Raw genomic sequence first — 19,886 nt, 5'->3', positions numbered from 1 at the left:
AACATCAGCCTCAGGACTGAATCTCGCCCACGTTCTCACGGGCTTCGTAGGCTTGGCGTACCGGCGCGAACGAGCGCCGGTGAATCGGCGTCGGCCCCAGGCGGGCCAGCGCTTCCAGATGAACGGGCGTCGGATAGCCCTTGTGTCCGCCTATGCCATAACCGGGGTAGATCAGCTCGAACGCCGCCATCTCGCGATCCCGGCTGACCTTGGCCAGAATCGACGCCGCGGCGATCGCAGGCACCTTGCTATCACCCTGGACCACGGCTTCGGCAGGCATCGACAGTTTCGGACAACGGTTACCGTCGATCATCGCCAGTTTCGGGGTCACACTCAGCCCCTCTACCGCGCGCTGCATGGCCAGCATGGTGGCATGCAGGATATTCAACTCGTCGATCTCCTCGACTTCGGCGCGGGCAATGCACCAGCTCAGGGCTTTCTCACAAATCTCGTCGTAGAGCTTTTCACGACGGGCCTCGGTGAGCTTCTTCGAGTCGTTCAAGCCGAGAATCGGCCGGCTTGGATCGAGGATGACCGCAGCCGTGACCACCGCGCCGCACAAGGGGCCGCGCCCTACTTCGTCGACACCGGCCACCAGGTCTTCGGCATCGGCCACCAGCGAGAAATCCAGTCCCATCTGCATCTTTTCGTTACTCATGCCGGTTTGCCAATCAGGTTCAACACCGCTTCAGCCGCCTGGTTGGAGGCATCTCGGCGCAGGGTACGATGGATCTCGTCAAACCCGCGGGTCTGCTCCTGGCCGCCTTCGATCAAGGGCGATAGGGTCTGGGCCAGGGCCTCAGCAGTGGCGTCGTCCTGCAGCAGCTCGGGAACCAGCAGGCGCTGGGCCAGCAGGTTCGGCAGGGAAATATAAGGGCTCTTGACCATACGCTTGAGAATCCAGAAGGTTAGCGGCGCCAGGCGATAGGCAACGACCATCGGGCGCTTGTACAGCAGCGCCTCAAGGGTCGCGGTGCCAGAAGCGATCAATACCGCGTCGCAAGCCGCCAGCGCCTGATGCGACTGGCCATTGAGCAGGGTCAGCGGCAGGTCGCGACCGGCCAGCAGCTCTTCCAACTGAGTGCGTCGCTCGGGGCTCGCGCAAGGCATGACGAAACGCACCCCAGGACGCAAGGCGCGCAGGCGCTGTGCCGCATCGAGGAACAAGGCTCCCAGGCGCCCGACTTCACCGCCACGGCTGCCCGGCATCAGGGCCACCAGCGGGCCCTCGGGCAAGCCCAGCTCAGTGCGAGCCGCGGCCCGGTCAGCCTCCAGCGGAATGGCGTCAGCCAGGGAGTGCCCAACGAACCGCACCGGCACGCCCTTCTCTTCATAGAATTTGGCTTCGAACGGGAATAGCGTCAGCATCAGGTCGCAACCTTCGCGGATCTTCAGCACGCGCTTTTGCCGCCACGCCCAGACCGAGGGGCTGACGTAATGCACGGTCTTGATGCCGGCCTGACGCAACTGGAGTTCGATGTTGAGGTTGAAGTCGGGGGCATCGATACCGATAAACACGTCCGGCTTCTCGGCGATCAGGGTCTGAACCAGCTTCTTGCGCCGGGCCAGCAGTTCGCGCAAGCGCCCCAGGACTTCCACCAGCCCCATGACCGCCAGGCGCTCCATCGGGAAGTAAGAGGTCAGCCCTTCGGCCTGCATCAGCGGGCCACCGACACCGATGAATTCAACGGCGGGATGCTGGGCCTTGAGCGCGCGCATCAAACCGGCGCCAAGAATGTCGCCGGAAGCTTCGCCAGCCACCAGCGCAATACGCAGTTTGCTCATGATTAACGGGTGATGCCGCGGGTCGAAGACTGGATCGAGTCGCGAAATACCGCGACTTCGGGAAACTGTGCAGCAGCTTCTGCCAACTCGACGAGCGCCTGATCGACGGTCAAGCCTTGGCGATACACCACTTTATAGGCTCGACGCAGGGCGTGAATCGCGTCTTCGCTGAAACCACGACGACGCATGCCCTCGAAGTTCATGCTGCGTGCCTCGGCCGGGTTGCCGAACACTGTGACAAAGGCCGGAACATCCTTGCCGATCGCCGTACCCATGCCGGAAAAGCTGTGGGCGCCGATATGGCAGTACTGGTGAACCAGGGTGAAACCGGACAGGATCGCCCAGTCGTCCACATGCACATGGCCGGCCAACGCCGTATTGTTGACCAGGATGCAATGGTTGCCGATCACGCTGTCGTGACCGATATGGGCGTACGCCATGACCAGGTTGTGATCGCCGAGGGTGGTCTCGGAACGATCCTGGACAGTGCCGCGATGAATGGTCACGCCTTCACGAATGACGTTGTGGTCACCAATCACCAGGCGGGTTTCCTCGCCTTTGTACTTCAGATCGGGAGTGTCTTCGCCTACCGAGGAGAACTGGTAGATACGATTGTGCTTACCGATCCGGGTCGGGCCTTTGAGAACTACATGAGGCCCGATCACCGTACCCTCGCCGATTTCCACACCGGCACCAACGATCGACCACGGGCCAACCTCAACGTCGTCGGCCAGAATGGCCGTCGGATCGATGATTGCGCGAGGGTCAATCAAACTCATAGTTTGCGTTCCGCACAGATAATTTCAGCGGAGCAGACTGGCTTGCCGTCGACCGAAGCCTGGCATTCGAATTTCCAGATCTGGCGCTTGCAGCTGATGAACTTGGCTTCCAGGATCAACTGGTCACCCGGCAGCACCGGCTGGCGGAAGCGCAGCTTGTCGGAACCGACGAAGTAATAGAGGGTGCCATCGGCCGGCTTCACGTCCAGCATCTTGAAACCAAGAATGCCCGCAGCCTGAGCCATGGCTTCGATGATCAGCACGCCCGGCATGATTGGATGCGCGGGGAAGTGACCATTGAAGAAAGGTTCGTTGATGCTGACATTCTTGTAGGCACGAATGCACTTGCCCTCAACATCCAGGTCCACTACCCGGTCCACCAACAGGAACGGGTAACGGTGAGGCAGGTATTCGCGAATCTCGTTGATGTCCATCATTTCGGGGGGAAGCCTGTAGTAAAGATTGGGAGCGTGCGACTAACGCACACTCCTCTAGCAAATCAAGGAGGCAGTCTAACGGCTGTGCACACTTGATATGGAAATGGTATCAGCCATCTGATGAAGCTTTACCGTCGGGGGTCACTTCCCCAACGCGCTTTTCCAGTTGCCGCAGGCGTCGCGCGAGATCATCGAGCTGACGGATGCGTGCCGCGCTTTTGCGCCACTCGGCAGCAGGCTGCATGGCTGTACCGGAAGAGTAGGCACCCGGCTCGGTAATCGAGTGGGTCACCATGGTCATCCCGGTCAGGAAAACGTTGTCGCAAATATCGATGTGGCCAACCAGCCCGACACCGCCGGCGAGCATGCAGTGCTTACCGATCCGGGTGCTGCCGGAAATACCGACACAGGCTGCCATGGCGGTGTGATCACCGACCTGGACGTTGTGGGCAATCTGAATCTGGTTATCCAGCTTCACGCCATTGCCGATGACGGTATCGGCCAGCGCTCCGCGATCGATAGCGGTATTCACGCCGATCTCGACATCGTCGCCAATGGTGACACCACCAATCTGCGCGATCTTCTGCCAGATGCCCTTCTCGTTGGCGAAACCGAAACCTTCGCCGCCCAGTACCGCACCAGACTGAATGACCACACGCTTGCCGACACGCACATCGTGATAAAGCGTCACGCGTGGAGCCAGCCAGCCGCCCTCGCCGATCTGGCAACGAGCACCGATAAAACAATGAGCACCGATCGTGACGCCCGCAGCAATTTGCGCGCCGCTCTCGACAACCGCAAACGCGCCAACGCTGGCCGCTGCGTCGACCACAGCATCCTCGGCAATGACCGCAGTCGGATGAATACCGGCCGGCGCCTTGGGCTTGGGATCGAACAGGTGGGAAATCCGCGCGTACGACAGGTAGGGATCGGCCACGACCAGGGCATCACCGGCATAACCTTCGGCATCCGCCGCCTTCAGCAGCACGGCGCCTGCCTGACTGTCAGCCAGATACTTACGGTATTGGGGATTTGCCAAAAAGCTCAACTGAGCTGGGCCAGCCTCCTGCAAGGTGGCTAGCCCAGTGATTTCTTTCTCTGCGGAGCCACGCAGGGTGGCTCCGAGGAACTCGGCCAGCTGGCCGAGCTTTATAGTCGCTGTCATGGGTTACTTCAGCTGATTCATGCGCTCGATAACCTGGCGAGTGATGTCGTACTGAGGTTTGACATCAATCACTGCGCCACGCTCGAACACCAGGTCAAAACCACCTTTCTTGATGACTTCTTCCACGGCGCTGTCGAGTTTCGGCTTCAGTTGCTTGAGCATTTCACGATCGGCAACGGCTTTGGCTTCGTTCAGTTCCTTGGACTGGAACTGGAAGTCACGGGCTTTCTGCTTGAATTCGAGTTCCAGACGCTCACGCTCGCCTTGCTGCATCTTGTCGCCACCGGCAACCAGACGATCCTGAATGCCCTTGGCACTGCTTTCCAGGGTTTTCAGCTTGTTCAACTGCGGGCCGAACTTCTTCTCGGCATCCACTGCGTATTTCTTCGCAGCATCGGATTCCAGCAGTGCCATCTGATAGTTCAGCACGGCGATTTTCATGTCGGCGAAGGCCGGGCCTGCTACCAGGACAGTCGCCAGGAGAACCAATTGAGTCAACTTACGCACGATGCACTCCTACAAAATCCATTGTCGTTATCTTGGGTCGGACTCTTAGAAAGTCTGACCGAGGGAGAATTGGAACACCTGGGTTTCAGCGTCGTCAGGTTTCTTGATCGGCATCGCCAGAGCAAAGCTCAGCGGGCCCAGAGCGGTTACCCATGTCACGCCGACACCCACGGAACTGGCCAGATTGCTCAGGCTGATGTCGTTACACTGTGTATTGGACGGCGTGCCGTTGGTGTTGGTGGTCTTCTCGCACTTGGAGTCGAATACGTTACCCACATCCCAGAACACGGAAGTCCGCAGCGAACGCTGATCCTTGACGAACGGCATCGGGAACAACACCTCGACACCACCCTGGATCAGCACGTTGCCACCGAATGGCAGGGCATCCTGGTCCGGGTCAAGCGAGGTACCGGCGTTGCCTGTCGCACCCACACCACGACTCGGAGTACTGCGAGGACCCAAGGTGCTGTCCTTGAAACCACGAACCGAGTTAAAACCACCAGCATAGTAGTTTTCATAGAACGGCAAGCCGTCGGTCGAACCATAACCGTCGCCATAACCCAGTTCGGTGTGCAGGCGCATGGTGTAGGTGTCGGTCAGCGGCTGGAACAACTGGCCGCGGTAGTCGAGCTTGAAGAACGACAGGTCGCTACCTGGGGTGGTGGCTTCCAGCACCAGGCTCTGGGAATGACCACGGGTCGCCAGGACACCTTTGTTCAGGGTCGACTCGGACCAGCCGGCCGAAGCCTTGAAGTTCAGGTAGTTGTCGCCTTCACGGTTCACGAAGTCGAAGATTTCGTCGACGGTATAGCGACCGGTCTTGATCTTGTCTTGTTGCGCGGTCAGGCCGAAGGTCAGACGCGAAGTCTCGCTGATCGGGTAGCCAACGCTGACGCCGGCACCCAGGCTGTCTACCGCATAGCTCGCCACGTCGACATCGAGGTCGTCGTAGTCAGTGGTGCGATAGAACGCGTTATAACCCAGGCTCACACCATCGGCAGTCCAGTAGGGGTCGACATAACCGAAGTTGTAACGGCTCTGGTATTCGCTGCGAGTCAGGCCGATGCTGACCTTGTTACCGGTACCCAGGAAGTTGTTCTGGGTGATCGAACCACCGAGGATCAGACCGGCGCTCTGGGCGAAACCGACGCTGGCGGTGATCGAACCGGAAGCCTGCTCTTCTACTGCGTAATTGACGTCTACCTGGTCGTCGACACCTGGCACGGCCGGGGTTTCGACGTTGACTTCCTTGAAGAAGCCCAGACGCTCCAGACGGGTCTTGGACTGGTCGATCAGGTAAGTCGAAGCCCAGCCACCTTCCATCTGACGCATTTCACGACGCAGCACTTCGTCCTCGGACTTGGTGTTGCCGCGGAAGTTGATGCGGTTCACATAGGCACGCTTGCCAGGATCGACCACGAACGTGATATCGACCGTGTGATCTTCGTCGTGAGGCTGCGGAACACCGTTGACGTTGGCGAAGGTATAACCCTCGTTGCCCAGGCGGCGGGTGATCAGCTCGGAAGTGGTGGTCATCAATTTGCGCGAGAACACCTGGCCCTTCTCGACCAGCAGCAGCGACTTGACCTGGTCTTCAGGCACTTTCAGGTCACCGCTGAGCTTCACGTCACGAACGCTGTACTTCTCGCCTTCGTTGACATTCACAGTGATATAGACGTGTTTCTTGTCCGGGGTGATCGATACCTGGGTCGAAGCGATATCCATGTTGATATAGCCACGGTCCAGGTAGTAGGAACGCAGGCGCTCCAGGTCACCGGAAAGTTTTTCACGCGCATACTTGTCGTCGTTCTTGAAGAACGACAGCCAGTTGGTGGTTTTGAGTTCGAACAGTTCGACCAGGTCTTCGTCCGGGAACACGGTGTTGCCCACGACGTTGATGTGCTGGATCGCAGCGACGGTGCCTTCGTTGATGTTGACCTTCAACGCCACACGGTTGCGCGGCTGCGGAACCACTTCGGTATCGACGGTGGCCGAGTAGCGGCCCTGGGCTACATACTGGCGCTGCAGTTCGTTACGAACACCTTCAAGGGTCGCACGCTGGAAGATTTCTCCTTCCGCGAGACCGGATTGCTTGAGGCCTTTCATCAAGTCTTCAGTGGAAATCGCCTTGTTACCTTCGATTTCGATACTGGCGACGGATGGACGCTCGACTACCGTGATGACCAGGACATTGCCATCGCGGCCCAGCTGGATATCTTGAAAGAAGCCGGTTTTGAACAGCGCACGAGTGGATTCCACCAGACGACGATCGTCCGCCTGCTCACCGACGTTCAGCGGCAAGGCCCCAAAGACGCTACCCGCGGAGACCCGCTGGAGGCCGTTGACGCGGATATCGGAGATAGTGAAGGACTCGGCGTGAACTTCGGCGATCATCAATACGGAGAGAACCGCAGTTAGCAGCAGACGTTTCATGAAGTCCTTTCTTATTCCAACTGGCAATAAAGAAACTGCCGCAAAATGCGGCAGATTCGCAATTCAGCGAAGCGTTACAGACGACCCAGATCGTTGACCAAGGCAAGCAACATCACCCCGACCACCAAGCTGATACCGATCTGTATCCCCCAACCTTGCACCCGATCCGACAAGGGACGACCACGCGCCCACTCGATCAGATAAAACAACAGATGCCCCCCATCCAGTACAGGAATGGGCAGCAAGTTCAGAACCCCTAGGCTAATACTCAGATAAGCAAGGAAATTCAAGAAATCAGCAACGCCCGACTGGGCAGAAGCGCCCGCCACTTTAGCAATGGTTATCGGTCCACTCAAGTTTTTTACCGAGAGCTCGCCGAACAACATTTTCTTCAGTGAGTCGAGGGTCAGCACGCTCATGGTCCAAGTACGCCGGGCACCTTCGCCAATCGCAGCCAGCGGGCCATAACTGACCTCGCGAAGCATTTCCGGCGGCCAATCGACTGCCTTCACCCCAGCCCCCAGATAACCACTGGCAACTTTCTCTTTACCGCGCGCGGCCAAGGTCACCGGGACGTCGATTTGAGCACCATCACGCTCGACGCGCAGCACAATTTTGGTATCAGGACGTACACGCACCCAGTCGACGACCTGTTGCCAATCGGTCAGCGGCTGACCATCCAGCGCCAGCAAACGATCGCCGGCTTTCAGGCCAGCTGCCTGGGCCGGGCCTTTCGGGTCGAGCTCGGCCAGAACGGGGGCGAGCTCCGGACGCCAGGGGCGAATCCCCAGGGAACGAATAGGATCCGGCTCATCGATCCCCTTGAGCCAATTGTCGAGCACCAGCTCGCGGGGCGAATCGGCAGTCGAACCCTGCTCGCGAACCAACAACTGCAAGGTGCCGCTTTCGCCCAGACGCCGAACCAGCTGCAGGTTGACCGCCGACCACCCCACGGTGGGTTCGCCATCGATTGCAACAATTTCCTGGCCGGAACTCAGGCCGGCCTTGGCGGCAATGCTTCCAGCCTCGACACTGCCGATGACCGGACGCACCTGCTCGCTACCGAGCATCGCCAGCCCCCAGAAGAACACCAGCGCCAGCAGGAAGTTGGCGACAGGACCGGCGGCAACGATGGCGATACGCTGACGCACCGACTTGCGATTGAACGACTGATCAAGCTGATCGACAGGCACTTCACCCTCGCGCTCGTCGAGCATCTTCACGTAGCCGCCCAGCGGAATGGCGGCAATCACGAACTCGGTACCCTGCCGGTCATGCCAACGCAGCAGCGGCATGCCGAAGCCCACGGAGAAACGCAGAACCTTGACGCCGCAACGACGCGCCACCCAGAAGTGACCGAATTCATGGAAGGTGACCAGCACACCCAGGGCGATCAGGGTGCCGACAATCATATAGAGCGCGCTCATCTACTTTCTCCGCAATCCTATCCAGTGCCGATACGCTCAGGCTTGTCGCAATCCTTACCGGCCGTTGCGACCCAGCCACTGCTCAGCCAGGGCACGGGCTTTGGCGTCCGCCGCGAACACGGTGCTCAGTTCATCGACTGCAACAACCGGCTCGAGGCTTAAAACTTCTTCGATGATACTCGCGATCTCGGGGTAGCGGATGCGCCGTTCGAGAAACGCGGCAACAGCCACCTCGTTGGCCGCGTTCAACATGGCCGGAGCGCTGTTGCCAGCTTCCGCGGCCTGGCGCGCCAAACGCAAGCAAGGGAACCGCTGTTCATCAGGCGCCTGGAAATCCAGGCGTGCCACGGCGAACAGATCCAGGGGTGGCACGCCGGAGTCGATCCGCTCCGGCCAAGCCAGGGCATTGGCGATCGGCGTGCGCATATCCGGGTTGCCCAACTGGGCCAGCACCGAACCGTCCACGTAGTCGACCAGCGAATGAATCACGCTTTGTGGATGAATCACCACCTCGACCTGGGCGGGCTTGGCATCAAACAACCAGCACGCCTCGATCAATTCGAGGCCTTTGTTCATCATGCTGGCCGAATCGACGGATATCTTGCGCCCCATGGACCAGTTGGGGTGGGCACACGCCTGCTCGGGCGTTACCTGCTCCAGTTCGGCCAGCGGAGTTTGGCGGAACGGGCCACCGGATGCGGTCAGCAAAATACGCCGCACCCCCACATTGCTCAACCCACGGGAAAAGTCCGCAGGCATGCACTGGAAGATGGCGTTGTGTTCACTGTCGATAGGCAGCAATACCGAACCGCTCTTGCCCACCGCCTGCATAAACAGCGCGCCGGACATGACCAGTGCTTCTTTATTGGCCAGGAGAATTTTCTTGCCGGCCTCGACGGCAGCCAGGGTCGGACGCAAGCCCGCAGCACCGACGATAGCCGCCATGACTGCATCGACTTCAGGGTCGGACGCCACCTCACACAACCCCTCTTCGCCCACCAGTACACGGGTGCGCGAACCGGCATTGCGCAAGTCCTCCTGCAAGCTACGCGCGGCAGCGATATGCGGGACGACGGCAAAACGGGGAGCGTGACGGATGCATAGCGCCAGCAACTCAGCCAGACGACTGAAACCGCTCAAGGCGAAGACCTGATAACGCTCGGGATGACGGGCAATGACATCCAGCGTACTGAGGCCGATAGAGCCGGTGGCTCCGAGAACCGTAATCTGCTGTGGGCGACTCACAATGCAGCCATCCACAACAGCACGGCGAATACCGGAATGGCCGCGGTCAGGCTGTCGATACGATCGAGCACGCCGCCATGCCCAGGCAGCAGGTTACTGCTGTCCTTGATCCCGGCCTGGCGCTTGAACATGCTTTCGGTCAGGTCGCCGACCACCGAGATGAACACCACGATAGCCGCTCCGAGCAAGCCTAGAATGATCTGCCCGACGGACCAGCCCGCAACCAGACCGACCGCCGCAGTGATCACCAGACTCAGCAGCAGGCCGCCGTACACTCCCTCCCAGCTCTTGCCCGGGCTGACCTGTGGCGCCAGCTTGCGCTTGCCGAACGCTTTGCCGGAGAAGTAGGCACCGATATCAGCCCCCCAGACCAGCACCATCACCGCCATGATCAACCAGTTACCCAAAGGCTGCTGCTTGATGAAGACCAGGCCTTGCCAGGCCGGCAGCAGAATCAGCAGGCCGATCACCAGCTTGGCCGCGGCACCGGCCCAATGCTCACGGGTACGCGGATAGGTGAGCACCAGGAAAGTCGCCAGCCCCCACCAGAGCACCGCAGCCCCCAGCACCCAAGGCGCGATACCTGGCAACAGCTGCATCAGGAACAACAGCGCAGCGACCACTACTGCATAGGCAATACGGGTCGACTGAGCCTCGAAACCCGCCAGGCGCGCCCACTCCCAAGCCCCGAGGGTCACCACCAGCCCAATAAACAGGGCGAAGGCAGAACCTTCGAGCAGGAAAAAACCGCACAAGGCGATCGGCAGCAGGATCAGCGCAGTAATGATTCGTTGTTTGAGCATTAAACCCGGGCTCCAGCTTCGACCTGCTCGCTCGTTTTACCGAAGCGGCGCTGGCGAGAAGCGTAATCGGCCAGCGCAGCGCGCATGGCATCGTGTTTGAAGTCCGGCCAGAACAGGTCGGAGAAGTACAGCTCAGCATAAGCCAGCTGCCAGAGCAGGAAATTGCTGATGCGGTGCTCGCCACCCGTACGAATGCACAGGTCCGGCAATGGCAGTTCGCCAGTCGCCAGGCAGGTTTGCAACAACTCAGGGGTAATGTCCTCAGGACGCAGGTGCCCCGCCTGAACTTCCCGCGCCAGGCGCTGAGCGGCCTGGGCGATATCCCACTGACCGCCATAGTTGGCAGCGATCTGCAGAATGAAGCGGTCACTACCCGCAGTCATCGCCTCCGCCTCGCGCATTGCCGCCTGCAACTCAGGATGGAAACGCGAACGATCGCCAATGATGCGCAGGCTGATGTTGTTTTCATTGAGGCGTTTGGCCTCGCGGCGCAATGCCTTGAAGAACAGATCCATCAAGGCGCTGACTTCATCGGCCGGCCGCTGCCAGTTCTCACTGGAGAAGGCAAACAGGGTCAGCACCTCGACCTTGGCCTCGGCGCACACCTCGATCACCGCGCGAACAGCATCGACACCCGCCTTGTGCCCGGCGACGCCGGGCATGAAGCGTTTTTTTGCCCAGCGATTGTTGCCATCCATGATGATCGCGACATGGCGCGGCACCGAGGACGGCGCACTCTGCTTGGTCTTGTCCATTTAAAGCCCGACCCTTATACGGCCATCAGGTCCTTTTCTTTCTCGTCAGTCGCCTTAGCGATCTGAGCCTCGAACTCTTTGATCAGCTTGTCGATCTCAGCTCCGGCGCGACGCTCTTCGTCTTCACTGATTTCCTTGTCCTTGGACAGCTTCTTCAGATCGCCCAAGGCATCGCGACGAATATTGCGCACGGCAACACGGGCATCTTCAGCAGCAGCACGCGCCTGCTTGGTGAAGCCTTTGCGGGTTTCTTCAGTCAGCGGCGCCATTTTGATCAGCAGCAGCTCGCCAAGATTGGTCGGATTGAGGTTCAAGCCAGCACTGCCGATGGCCTTGTCGATTGCCCCAAGCATGTTGCGCTCGAATGGCACCACCTGCAGGGTCTGAGAGTCTTTCACGGTAACGTTGGCCACACCGCTCAATGGGGTGTCAGTGCCATAGTAAGGCACCATCACGCTACCCAGGATGCTCGGGTGCGCCTTGCCGGTGCGGATCTGGCCAAACGCGTGAGCCAGCGACTCCAGGGACTTCTTCATGCGCTCTTGAGCGTCTTTCTTGATTTCGTTGATCATTGTTCGCCTTCCTCGATCAGGGTTCCTTCAGCGCCGCCATGCACGATGTTCAGTAGGGCGCCGGGCTTGTTCATGTTAAATACGCGCAACGGCATCTTATGGTCGCGGCACAGGCAGATCGCCGTCAGATCCATGACACCCAGCTTGCGATCCAGCACTTCATCGTAGGTCAGATGATCGAACTTCTCGGCATGCGGGTCTTTGAATGGGTCTGCGGTGTACACACCGTCAACCTTGGTTGCCTTGAGCACTACGTCGGCATCGATCTCGATCGCCCGCAAGCATGCTGCGGAGTCGGTCGTGAAGAACGGGTTGCCGGTACCGGCAGCGAAGATCACCACTTCCTTGGAGTTCAGATGGCGCATCGCCTTGCGACGGTCATAGTGATCGGTCACACCCACCATGGAAATGGCCGACATGACGATCGCCGAGATATTCGCACGTTCCAGCGCGTCGCGCATGGCCAGGCCGTTCATCACAGTGGCCAGCATGCCCATGTGGTCGCCTGTTACCCGATCCATGCCTGCCGCGCTGAGCGCCGCGCCACGGAACAGGTTGCCACCACCGATGACCAGGCCGACCTGAACACCGATGCCCACCAGCTGGCCGACTTCCAGCGCCATGCGATCGAGCACCTTAGGGTCGATCCCGAACTCTTCCGAGCCCATCAGGGCCTCGCCGCTAAGCTTGAGTAGAATGCGTTTATAGCGAGCTTGATAACCACTGCCCTGCTGAGCCATTGCGAATCTCTCCTGCGGCGTATTTTAAAAATTCTCTGCAAGCTGTTTGCAGCCTGCGTTCACTCTAGCTTGACGCTGTCACAGCGCCATCAGAACACGACTTTGTAAACCGGTTCCGAAGGCAACCCAATAAATTGGTTACCCCATTTGAAAAGAGGCTGCGCGCGTGAGCGGGCAGCCTCTTTCGGGCGACAGTTGAAAAACCGTCTTACTGTTGCTTGGCAGCAGCCAGTTGTGCGGCAACTTCTTCAGCGAAGTTGTCTTCTTTCTTCTCGATACCTTCACCTACCGCGAAGCGGGTGAACGAAACGATTTCTGCGCCGCCTTTCTTGGCCAGGGCACCTACGGTGACTTCTGGATCCTTGACGAAAGCTTGCTCAACCAGGCTGGCTTCGGCCAGGAACTTGCTGATACGGCCACCGATCATTTTTTCAACGATTTCGGCTGGCTTGCCTTTCATCTTGTCTTCGTTCAGCTGCAGGAACACAGCTTTTTCGCGCTCGATGGCTTCAGCGGAAACTTGCGATGGCAGCAGGAACTCAGGGTTGCTTGCAGCCACGTGCATGGCGATGTCCTTGGCCAGTTCTACGGAACCGCCTTTCAGGACAACCGCAACACCGATCTTGTTACCGTGCAGGTAAGTACCGACCACGTCACCTTCAACGCGAGCCAGACGACGGATGTTGACGTTCTCGCCAGTCTTGCCAACCAGGACCAGACGATCGGCTTCTTGAGCTTCGATCAGCGGAGCGGCATCGGTCAGCTTGTCAGCGAAAGCTTTTTCGACGCTGGCAGCAACGAATGCCTTGAAGTCGTCCTGCAGAGCCAGGAAGTCGGTCTGCGAGTTGACTTCCAGCAGAACGGCGGCTTTACCGTCGTCCTTGATGGCAATGGCGCCTTCAGCAGCGATGTTGCCTGCTTTCTTGGCAGCCTTGATGGCGCCCGAAGCGCGCATGTCATCAATGGCTTTCTCGATGTCGCCGCCAGCCTTGGTCAAGGCTTTCTTGCAGTCCATCATGCCTTCGCCGGTACGCTCGCGCAGTTCTTTAACCAACGCTGCAGTAATCTCTGCCATTTTCAAATTCCTCTTGGATAGGTTTTCAACCATTCCACCCGACTCAACGGGCGATCAATTCTTGAGCTGCGCTCTCGAAAACCCTTGATAGCCGCCACACATGACAAGAACTGCAGGGGCGCCATCGGCAAATGATTTTCGAGGTGGCAAAAAGGGGGCCTAGCCCCCTTTTTGCGTACTGAGTAAACGCTAAGCGTCAGTTACTCAGGCTTCAGCTGCCGGCGCTGGAGCGTCTTCAGCGAATACTTCGGTGCCGCCAGCAACGTTGTTGCGGCCACGGATCACGGCATCAGCCATCGAACCCATGTACAGCTGGATGGCGCGGATGGCGTCATCGTTGCCTGGGATGATGTAGTCAACGCCTTCCGGGCTGCTGTTGGTATCGACAACGCCGATGACCGGGATGCCCAGCTTGTTGGCTTCGGTGATCGCGATGCGCTCGTGGTCAACGTCGATCACGAACAGTGCGTCAGGCAGACCGCCCATGTCCTTGATACCACCCAGGCTACGATCCAGCTTTTCCAGATCGCGAGTGCGCATCAGCGCCTCTTTCTTGGTCAGCTTGGCGAAGGTACCGTCTTCCGACTGAACTTCCAGGTCACGCAGACGCTTGATGGAAGCACGGATGGTCTTGTAGTTGGTCAGCATGCCGCCCAACCAGCGGTGATCGACGTACGGCGAACCGCAACGTGCTGCTTCTTCAGCAACGATCTTGCCAGCGGAACGCTTGGTGCCGACGAACAGAATCTTGTTTTTGCCCTGGGCCAGACGCTCTACGAAAGTCAGAGCTTCGTTGAACATTGGCAGGGTTTTTTCAAGGTTGATGATGTGAATCTTGTTACGCGCGCCGAAAATGTACTTGCCCATTTTCGGATTCCAGTAACGGGTTTGGTGACCGAAGTGCACACCGGCCTTCAGCATATCGCGCATGTTGACTTGGGACATGATAGTTCCTTAATAAGTCGGGTTAGGCCTCCACGTATCCCAATGACCAACCAACAGCTTGTGCTGAGGGCACCCAGGTCATCGTGTCGACACGTGTGTGGGTTTAGGCTTTTCGGGGCATCCCCGGAAAGCGGCGCATTTTATACCATAAGAAGGGTAAAAACGGAACCCGGATTCTCATTTCCCCCGGAGGGCTTTTTTGCTCCCCCCTTGGAATCGGGCCAGAATGCTCCACTGTTATAGAAAGAAGCGACGCACAGAGCCTCAGATTTGCCCCAGGGCTCTGTTAGAATCGCACTTTTGAGGCTTTTGAAAGCGCGGCGACCCCACAACGGGATCTGCCTTCGATACACCGCTTTCAAGCCATTTCGTGTTTATCCGCGCCACTGAGCGTCAAGAGAGCCTGTATGACCGTCACCCTCAAAACTCCCGAGGACATCGCAAAAATGCGTGTCGCCGGCAAACTGGCCGCCGAAGTGCTGGAAATGATTGCCGAGCATGTCAAACCCGGCGTGACCACCGAAGAGCTGGACCGCATCTGCCACGACTACATCGTCAATGTGCAGCATGCAATTCCCGCGCCGTTGAATTACAAGGGCTTCCCCAAGTCCATCTGCACCTCGATCAACCACGTGGTGTGCCACGGCATCCCGAACGAGAAGCCGCTGAAGGATGGCGACACCCTGAACATCGACGTCACCGTCATCAAGGACGGCTACCACGGCGATACCAGCCGCATGTTCCACGTCGGCACCGTGCCGGTCTGGGCCGAGCGCCTGTCGCAGATCACCCAGGAATGCATGTACAAGGCCATCGAACTGGTGAAGCCGGGCTGCCGCCTGGGCGACATCGGCGAAGTCATCCAGAAGCACGCTGAAAAGAACGGTTTCTCGGTGGTGCGCGAGTTCTGCGGCCACGGTATCGGCAAGGTGTTCCACGAAGAGCCGCAGATCCTGCACTACGGCCGCGCCGGCACCGGCATGGAACTGAAAGCCGGCATGACCTTCACCATCGAGCCGATGATCAACCAGGGCAAGGCCGACACCAAGGTGCTGGGCGACGGCTGGACCGCGATCACCAAGGACCGCAAGCTCTCCGCGCAGTGGGAACACACCCTGCTGGTGACCGAGACCGGCTACGAGATCTTCACCCTGCGCAGTGATGACACCATCGCGCGCGTCTCGGCCTGATCCACGCAGTGCGCCCTGACCTATAGATAGAAAGGAAAGCCAATCGATGCCGCAGGTGGATCCCGAATTGTTCGACCGCGGCCAGTTCCAGGCGGAACTGGCCCTGAAGGCAAGCCCTATCGCTGCCTTCAAGAAAGCCATTCGCCAGGCACGCGAAGTGCTCGACGAGCGCTTTCGCAGCGGACGGGATATCCGCCGGCTCATCGAGGACCGCGCCTGGTTCGTCGATAACATCCTGCAAAAGGCTTGGGACCAGTTCGACTGGAGCGACGACGCCGACATCGCCCTGGTGGCGGTCGGCGGCTACGGTCGCGGCGAGCTGCACCCCTACTCCGACATCGACCTGCTGATCCTGCTGGACAGCGCCGACCACGAGATTTTCCGCGACTCCATCGAACGCTTCCTGACCCTGCTCTGGGACATCGGCCTGGAAGTCGGGCAAAGCGTGCGCTCGGTGGAGGAATGCGCCGAAGAGGCCCGCGCCGACCTGACGGTGGTTACCAACCTGATGGAAAGCCGCACCATCTGCGGCCCCGAACGCCTGCGCCAGCGTATGCTCGACGTCACCAGCACGGCGCACATGTGGCCGAGCAAGGACTTCTTCCTGGCCAAGCGCGCCGAACAGAAAGCGCGGCACCACAAGTACAACGACACCGAATACAATCTGGAACCCAACGTCAAAGGCTCGCCCGGTGGCCTGCGTGACATCCAGACCATCCTCTGGGTCGCCCGCCGCCAGTACGGCACGCTGAACCTGCGGGCCCTGGCCGGCGAAGGTTTCCTGGTGGAAAGCGAGAACGCGCTGCTGGCCTCGTCCCAGGAGTTCCTGTGGAAAGTCCGCTACGCCCTGCACATGCTCGCCGGGCGTGCCGAAGACCGCCTGCTGTTCGATCACCAGCGCTCGATCGCCAAGCTGCTGGGGTTCGAGGGCAACGATGCCAAGCAGGCCATCGAAAGCTTCATGCAGCAGTACTACCGGGTGGTGATGAGCATCGCCCAGCTCAGCGACCTGATCATCCAGCATTTCGAGGAAGTCATCCTCGCACCGGAAGACGAAGCGCCGCCGCAGCCGATCAACTCGCGCTTCCAGCTGCACGACGGCTACATCGAGGCGATCAACGCCAACGTGTTCCGCCGTACGCCGTTCGCCATGCTGGAAATCTTCGTGCTCATGGCCCAGCACCCGGAGATCAAGGGCGTACGCGCCGACACCATTCGCCTGCTGCGCGAAAATCGCCACCTGATCGACGACGATTTCCGCCACGACATTCGCAATACCAGCCTGTTCATCGAGCTGTTCAAGTGCGAGATCGGCATCCACCGCAACCTGCGGCGGATGAATCGCTACGGCATTCTCGGGCGTTATCTGCCGGAGTTCGGCCATATCGTCGGGCAGATGCAGCATGACCTGTTCCACATCTATACGGTCGACGCCCACACCCTAAACCTGATCAAACACCTGCGCAAACTGCAGTACACCCAGGTTTCGGAGAAATTCCCGCTGGCCAGCAAGCTCATGGCCAAGCTGCCCAAGCCCGAACTGATCTACCTCGCCGGGCTCTACCATGACATTGGCAAGGGCCGGCACGGTGACCACTCGGATATCGGCGCCGTGGACGCGGAAGCCTTCTGCATCCGCCACCAATTGCCACTGTGGGACACGCGCCTGATCGTCTGGCTGGTGCAGAACCATCTGGTGATGTCGACCACCGCCCAGCGCAAGGACCTGTCCGACCCGCAGGTCATCCATGACTTCGCCCAGGTCGTGGTCGACCAGACCCGCCTGGACTATCTCTACGTGCTGACGGTTTCCGACATCAACGCGACCAACCCGACGCTGTGGAACTCATGGCGCGCCAGCCTGTTGCGCCAGCTCTACACCGAGACCAAGCGCGCCCTGCGCCGCGGCCTGGAAAACCCGGTGGACCGCGAAGAGCAGATCCGCCAGACGCAAAGCGCGGCCCTGGACATTCTGGTCCGCGCCGGCACCGACCCGGACGACGTCGAGCAGCTCTGGGCGCAACTGGGTGACGACTACTTCCTGCGCCACACCGCCGGCGATGTGGCCTGGCACAGCGATGCGATCCTCCAGCAGCCGGCCGACGGCGGCCCGCTGGTGCTGATCAAGGAAACCACCCAGCGCGAATTCGAGGGTGGCACGCAGATCTTCATCTACGCCCCGGACCAGCACGATTTCTTCGCCGTGACCGTGGCCGCGATGGACCAGTTGAACCTGAACATCCATGACGCCCGGATCATCACCTCGAGCAGCCAGTTCACCCTCGACACCTATATCGTGCTCGACAATGACGGCGGCTCGATCGGCAACAACCCGCAACGCGTCAAACAGATCCGCGACGGCCTTACCGAGGCCCTGCGCAATCCTGACGACTACCCGACCATCATCCAGCGTCGGGTACCGCGTCAGCTCAAGCACTTCGCCTTCCCGCCGCAAGTGACTATCCACAACGATGCCCAGCGCCCGGTCACCGTGCTCGAACTGAGCGCTCCCGATCGCCCCGGCCTGCTGGCGCGCATCGGCAAGATCTTCCTGGAGTTCGACCTGTCGCTGCAAAACGCCAAGATCGCGACCCTGGGCGAGCGCGTGGAAGACGTGTTCTTCATTACCGACGCGCACAACCAGCAACTGTCCGATCCCCAGCTGTGCAGCCGACTGCAGGACGCCATCGTCGAACAGCTGAGCGTCAGCCACGAACCGCCTACCGCCTTGACGCGCCTGAACTTCTGACCACGCGCCACGACCCGCTTTGAGTGAGACACTGCACCGATGAACAACGCTCTGAACCAGCTGCAGCCCTACCCGTTCGAGAAACTCCGCGCCCTGCTCGGCGGCGTCCAGCCCAACCCGGCCAAGCGCCCTATCGCGCTGTCCATCGGCGAACCCAAGCACCGCTCGCCGAGCTTTGTCGCCGAGGCCCTGGCCAATAACCTCGACCAGATGGCCGTGTATCCGACGACCCTGGGGCTTCCAGCCCTGCGCGAAGCCATCGCCAGCTGGTGCGAACGGCGTTTTGGCGTGCCCGACGGCTGGATCGACCCGGCGCGCAATGTGCTGCCGGTCAACGGCACCCGCGAGGCGCTGTTCGCCTTCACCCAGACCGTGGTCAACCGTGGCGACGACGCGCTGGTGGTCAGCCCGAACCCCTTCTATCAGATCTACGAAGGCGCGGCCTTCCTCGCCGGCGCCAAGCCGCACTACCTGCCGTGCCTGGATGAAAACGGCTTCAATCCGGACTTCGACGCGGTACCGGCCGAGATCTGGCAGCGTTGCCAGATCCTGTTCCTGTGCTCGCCGGGCAACCCGACCGGCGCGCTGATCCCGATCGTAACCCTGAAGAAACTCATCGCCCTGGCCGACCAGTACGATTTCGTGATCGCCGCCGACGAGTGCTACAGCGAGCTGTACTTCGACGAGCAGACCCCGCCTCCCGGCCTGCTCAGTGCCTGCGCCGAGCTGGGACGCCAGGACTTCAAGCGTTGCGTGGTGTTCCACAGCCTGTCCAAGCGCTCCAACCTGCCGGGCCTGCGCTCCGGCTTCGTCGCCGGCGACGCGGAGATCCTCAAGGGCTTCCTGCTGTACCGCACCTACCATGGCTGCGCCATGCCGGTTCAGACCCAGCTGGCCAGCATCGCCGCCTGGAACGACGAAGTGCATGTGCGCGCCAACCGCGCGCTGTATCGCGAGAAGTTCGATGCGGTGCTGGAGATCCTGGCGCCGGTACTCGACGTGCAGCGCCCGGACGGTAGCTTCTACCTGTGGCCGAACGTGGCGGGCGACGACACGGCGTTCTGCCGTGACCTGTACGAACAGGAACACGTGACCGTGGTACCGGGCTCCTACCTGTCGCGCGATGTTGACGGCAGCAATCCGGGAGCCGGTCGGGTGCGCATGGCCCTGGTGGCGCCATTGGCCGAATGCGTGGAAGCCGCCGAGCGGATCCGCGATTTCGTTCAGCGTCGTAAGTAACTCCCCCCCCCGTAGGAGCGAGGCTTGCCCGCGATAGAAA

The 19,886-nt window shown here is 59.9% G+C and carries 18 protein-coding genes; 3 read left to right on the top strand and 15 right to left on the bottom strand.

Annotation, left to right across the window (positions count from 1 at the left end; translation table 11 throughout):
- Positions 1–10: 10 nt before the first annotated feature.
- The 15 genes from rnhB to rpsB form a co-directional block, all read right to left on the bottom strand.
- Positions 11–643 (bottom strand): ribonuclease HII, encoded by a 633-nt coding sequence (gene rnhB / locus C4K27_RS05870; RefSeq protein ID WP_007924054.1) that lies wholly within the window; start codon positions 641–643, stop codon positions 11–13.
- 11 nt (positions 644–654) lie between these two features.
- Positions 655–1,785, bottom strand: a complete 1,131-nt coding sequence (gene lpxB, locus C4K27_RS05865; RefSeq protein WP_053259800.1) for a lipid-A-disaccharide synthase — start codon at positions 1,783–1,785, stop codon at positions 655–657.
- A gap of 2 nt (positions 1,786–1,787) precedes the next feature.
- Positions 1,788–2,564, bottom strand: a complete 777-nt coding sequence (gene lpxA, locus C4K27_RS05860) for an acyl-ACP--UDP-N-acetylglucosamine O-acyltransferase (protein WP_007924057.1) — start codon at positions 2,562–2,564, stop codon at positions 1,788–1,790.
- A complete protein-coding gene (fabZ, locus tag C4K27_RS05855; protein ID WP_007924058.1) occupies positions 2,561–3,001 on the bottom strand; it encodes a 3-hydroxyacyl-ACP dehydratase FabZ in 441 nt (146 codons plus the stop codon). The genes lpxA and fabZ overlap by 4 nt, the downstream gene beginning before the upstream one ends.
- 109 nt (positions 3,002–3,110) lie before the next feature.
- Positions 3,111–4,166, bottom strand: a complete 1,056-nt coding sequence (gene lpxD, locus C4K27_RS05850; protein WP_053259799.1) for a UDP-3-O-(3-hydroxymyristoyl)glucosamine N-acyltransferase — start codon at positions 4,164–4,166, stop codon at positions 3,111–3,113.
- A 3-nt stretch (positions 4,167–4,169) separates the two neighbouring features.
- Positions 4,170–4,673, bottom strand: a complete 504-nt coding sequence (locus C4K27_RS05845) for an OmpH/Skp family outer membrane protein (protein ID WP_007924063.1) — start codon at positions 4,671–4,673, stop codon at positions 4,170–4,172.
- Between the two features lie 45 nt (positions 4,674–4,718).
- Positions 4,719–7,106, bottom strand: coding sequence for an outer membrane protein assembly factor BamA (gene bamA, locus C4K27_RS05840; RefSeq protein WP_053259798.1), 2,388 nt, complete (start codon positions 7,104–7,106; stop codon positions 4,719–4,721).
- A gap of 74 nt (positions 7,107–7,180) precedes the next feature.
- Complete coding sequence (gene rseP, locus C4K27_RS05835) at positions 7,181–8,533, bottom strand: sigma E protease regulator RseP (RefSeq protein ID WP_053259797.1); 1,353 nt, start codon at positions 8,531–8,533, stop codon at positions 7,181–7,183.
- 54 nt (positions 8,534–8,587) lie between these two features.
- A complete protein-coding gene (ispC, locus tag C4K27_RS05830; protein ID WP_053259796.1) occupies positions 8,588–9,778 on the bottom strand; it encodes a 1-deoxy-D-xylulose-5-phosphate reductoisomerase in 1,191 nt (396 codons plus the stop codon).
- Positions 9,775–10,581 carry a phosphatidate cytidylyltransferase gene (locus tag C4K27_RS05825; protein WP_053259795.1) on the bottom strand — a complete coding sequence of 269 codons (807 nt, stop codon included), beginning with the start codon at positions 10,579–10,581 and terminating at the stop codon, positions 9,775–9,777. The genes ispC and C4K27_RS05825 overlap by 4 nt, the downstream gene beginning before the upstream one ends.
- A complete protein-coding gene (gene uppS / locus C4K27_RS05820; RefSeq protein WP_053259794.1) occupies positions 10,581–11,336 on the bottom strand; it encodes a polyprenyl diphosphate synthase in 756 nt (251 codons plus the stop codon). Before uppS ends, C4K27_RS05825 begins: the two co-directional genes overlap by 1 nt.
- A gap of 14 nt (positions 11,337–11,350) precedes the next feature.
- A complete protein-coding gene (frr, locus tag C4K27_RS05815; protein WP_007924074.1) occupies positions 11,351–11,908 on the bottom strand; it encodes a ribosome recycling factor in 558 nt (185 codons plus the stop codon).
- Complete coding sequence (pyrH, locus tag C4K27_RS05810) at positions 11,905–12,648, bottom strand: UMP kinase (protein WP_007924076.1); 744 nt, start codon at positions 12,646–12,648, stop codon at positions 11,905–11,907. Before pyrH ends, frr begins: the two co-directional genes overlap by 4 nt.
- Positions 12,649–12,856: 208 nt before the next feature.
- On the bottom strand, positions 12,857–13,723 hold the full coding sequence (gene tsf, locus C4K27_RS05805; protein WP_007924077.1) for a translation elongation factor Ts: 867 nt from the start codon (positions 13,721–13,723) through the stop codon (positions 12,857–12,859).
- A gap of 204 nt (positions 13,724–13,927) precedes the next feature.
- Positions 13,928–14,668 carry a 30S ribosomal protein S2 gene (gene rpsB, locus C4K27_RS05800; protein ID WP_007924078.1) on the bottom strand — a complete coding sequence of 247 codons (741 nt, stop codon included), beginning with the start codon at positions 14,666–14,668 and terminating at the stop codon, positions 13,928–13,930.
- Between the two features lie 407 nt (positions 14,669–15,075).
- Between rpsB and map the strand changes: the two genes are divergently transcribed.
- Genes map through dapC form a run of 3 tightly spaced genes read left to right on the top strand, consistent with a single transcriptional unit; the run spans position 15,076 to position 19,846 of the window.
- Positions 15,076–15,858, top strand: a complete 783-nt coding sequence (gene map / locus C4K27_RS05795) for a type I methionyl aminopeptidase (RefSeq protein WP_009042382.1) — start codon at positions 15,076–15,078, stop codon at positions 15,856–15,858.
- 46 nt (positions 15,859–15,904) lie between these two features.
- Positions 15,905–18,607, top strand: a complete 2,703-nt coding sequence (locus tag C4K27_RS05790; RefSeq protein WP_053259793.1) for a [protein-PII] uridylyltransferase — start codon at positions 15,905–15,907, stop codon at positions 18,605–18,607.
- A gap of 39 nt (positions 18,608–18,646) precedes the next feature.
- A complete protein-coding gene (dapC, locus tag C4K27_RS05785) occupies positions 18,647–19,846 on the top strand; it encodes a succinyldiaminopimelate transaminase (protein WP_053259792.1) in 1,200 nt (399 codons plus the stop codon).
- Positions 19,847–19,886 lie beyond the last annotated feature (40 nt).

Source organism: Pseudomonas chlororaphis subsp. chlororaphis, assembly GCF_003945765.1.
In the GTDB taxonomy this organism is placed as follows: domain Bacteria; phylum Pseudomonadota; class Gammaproteobacteria; order Pseudomonadales; family Pseudomonadaceae; genus Aquipseudomonas; species Aquipseudomonas chlororaphis.
Note: the sequence above shows the minus strand (reverse complement) of the source record. Positions and strands in the feature narration are given on the sequence as shown.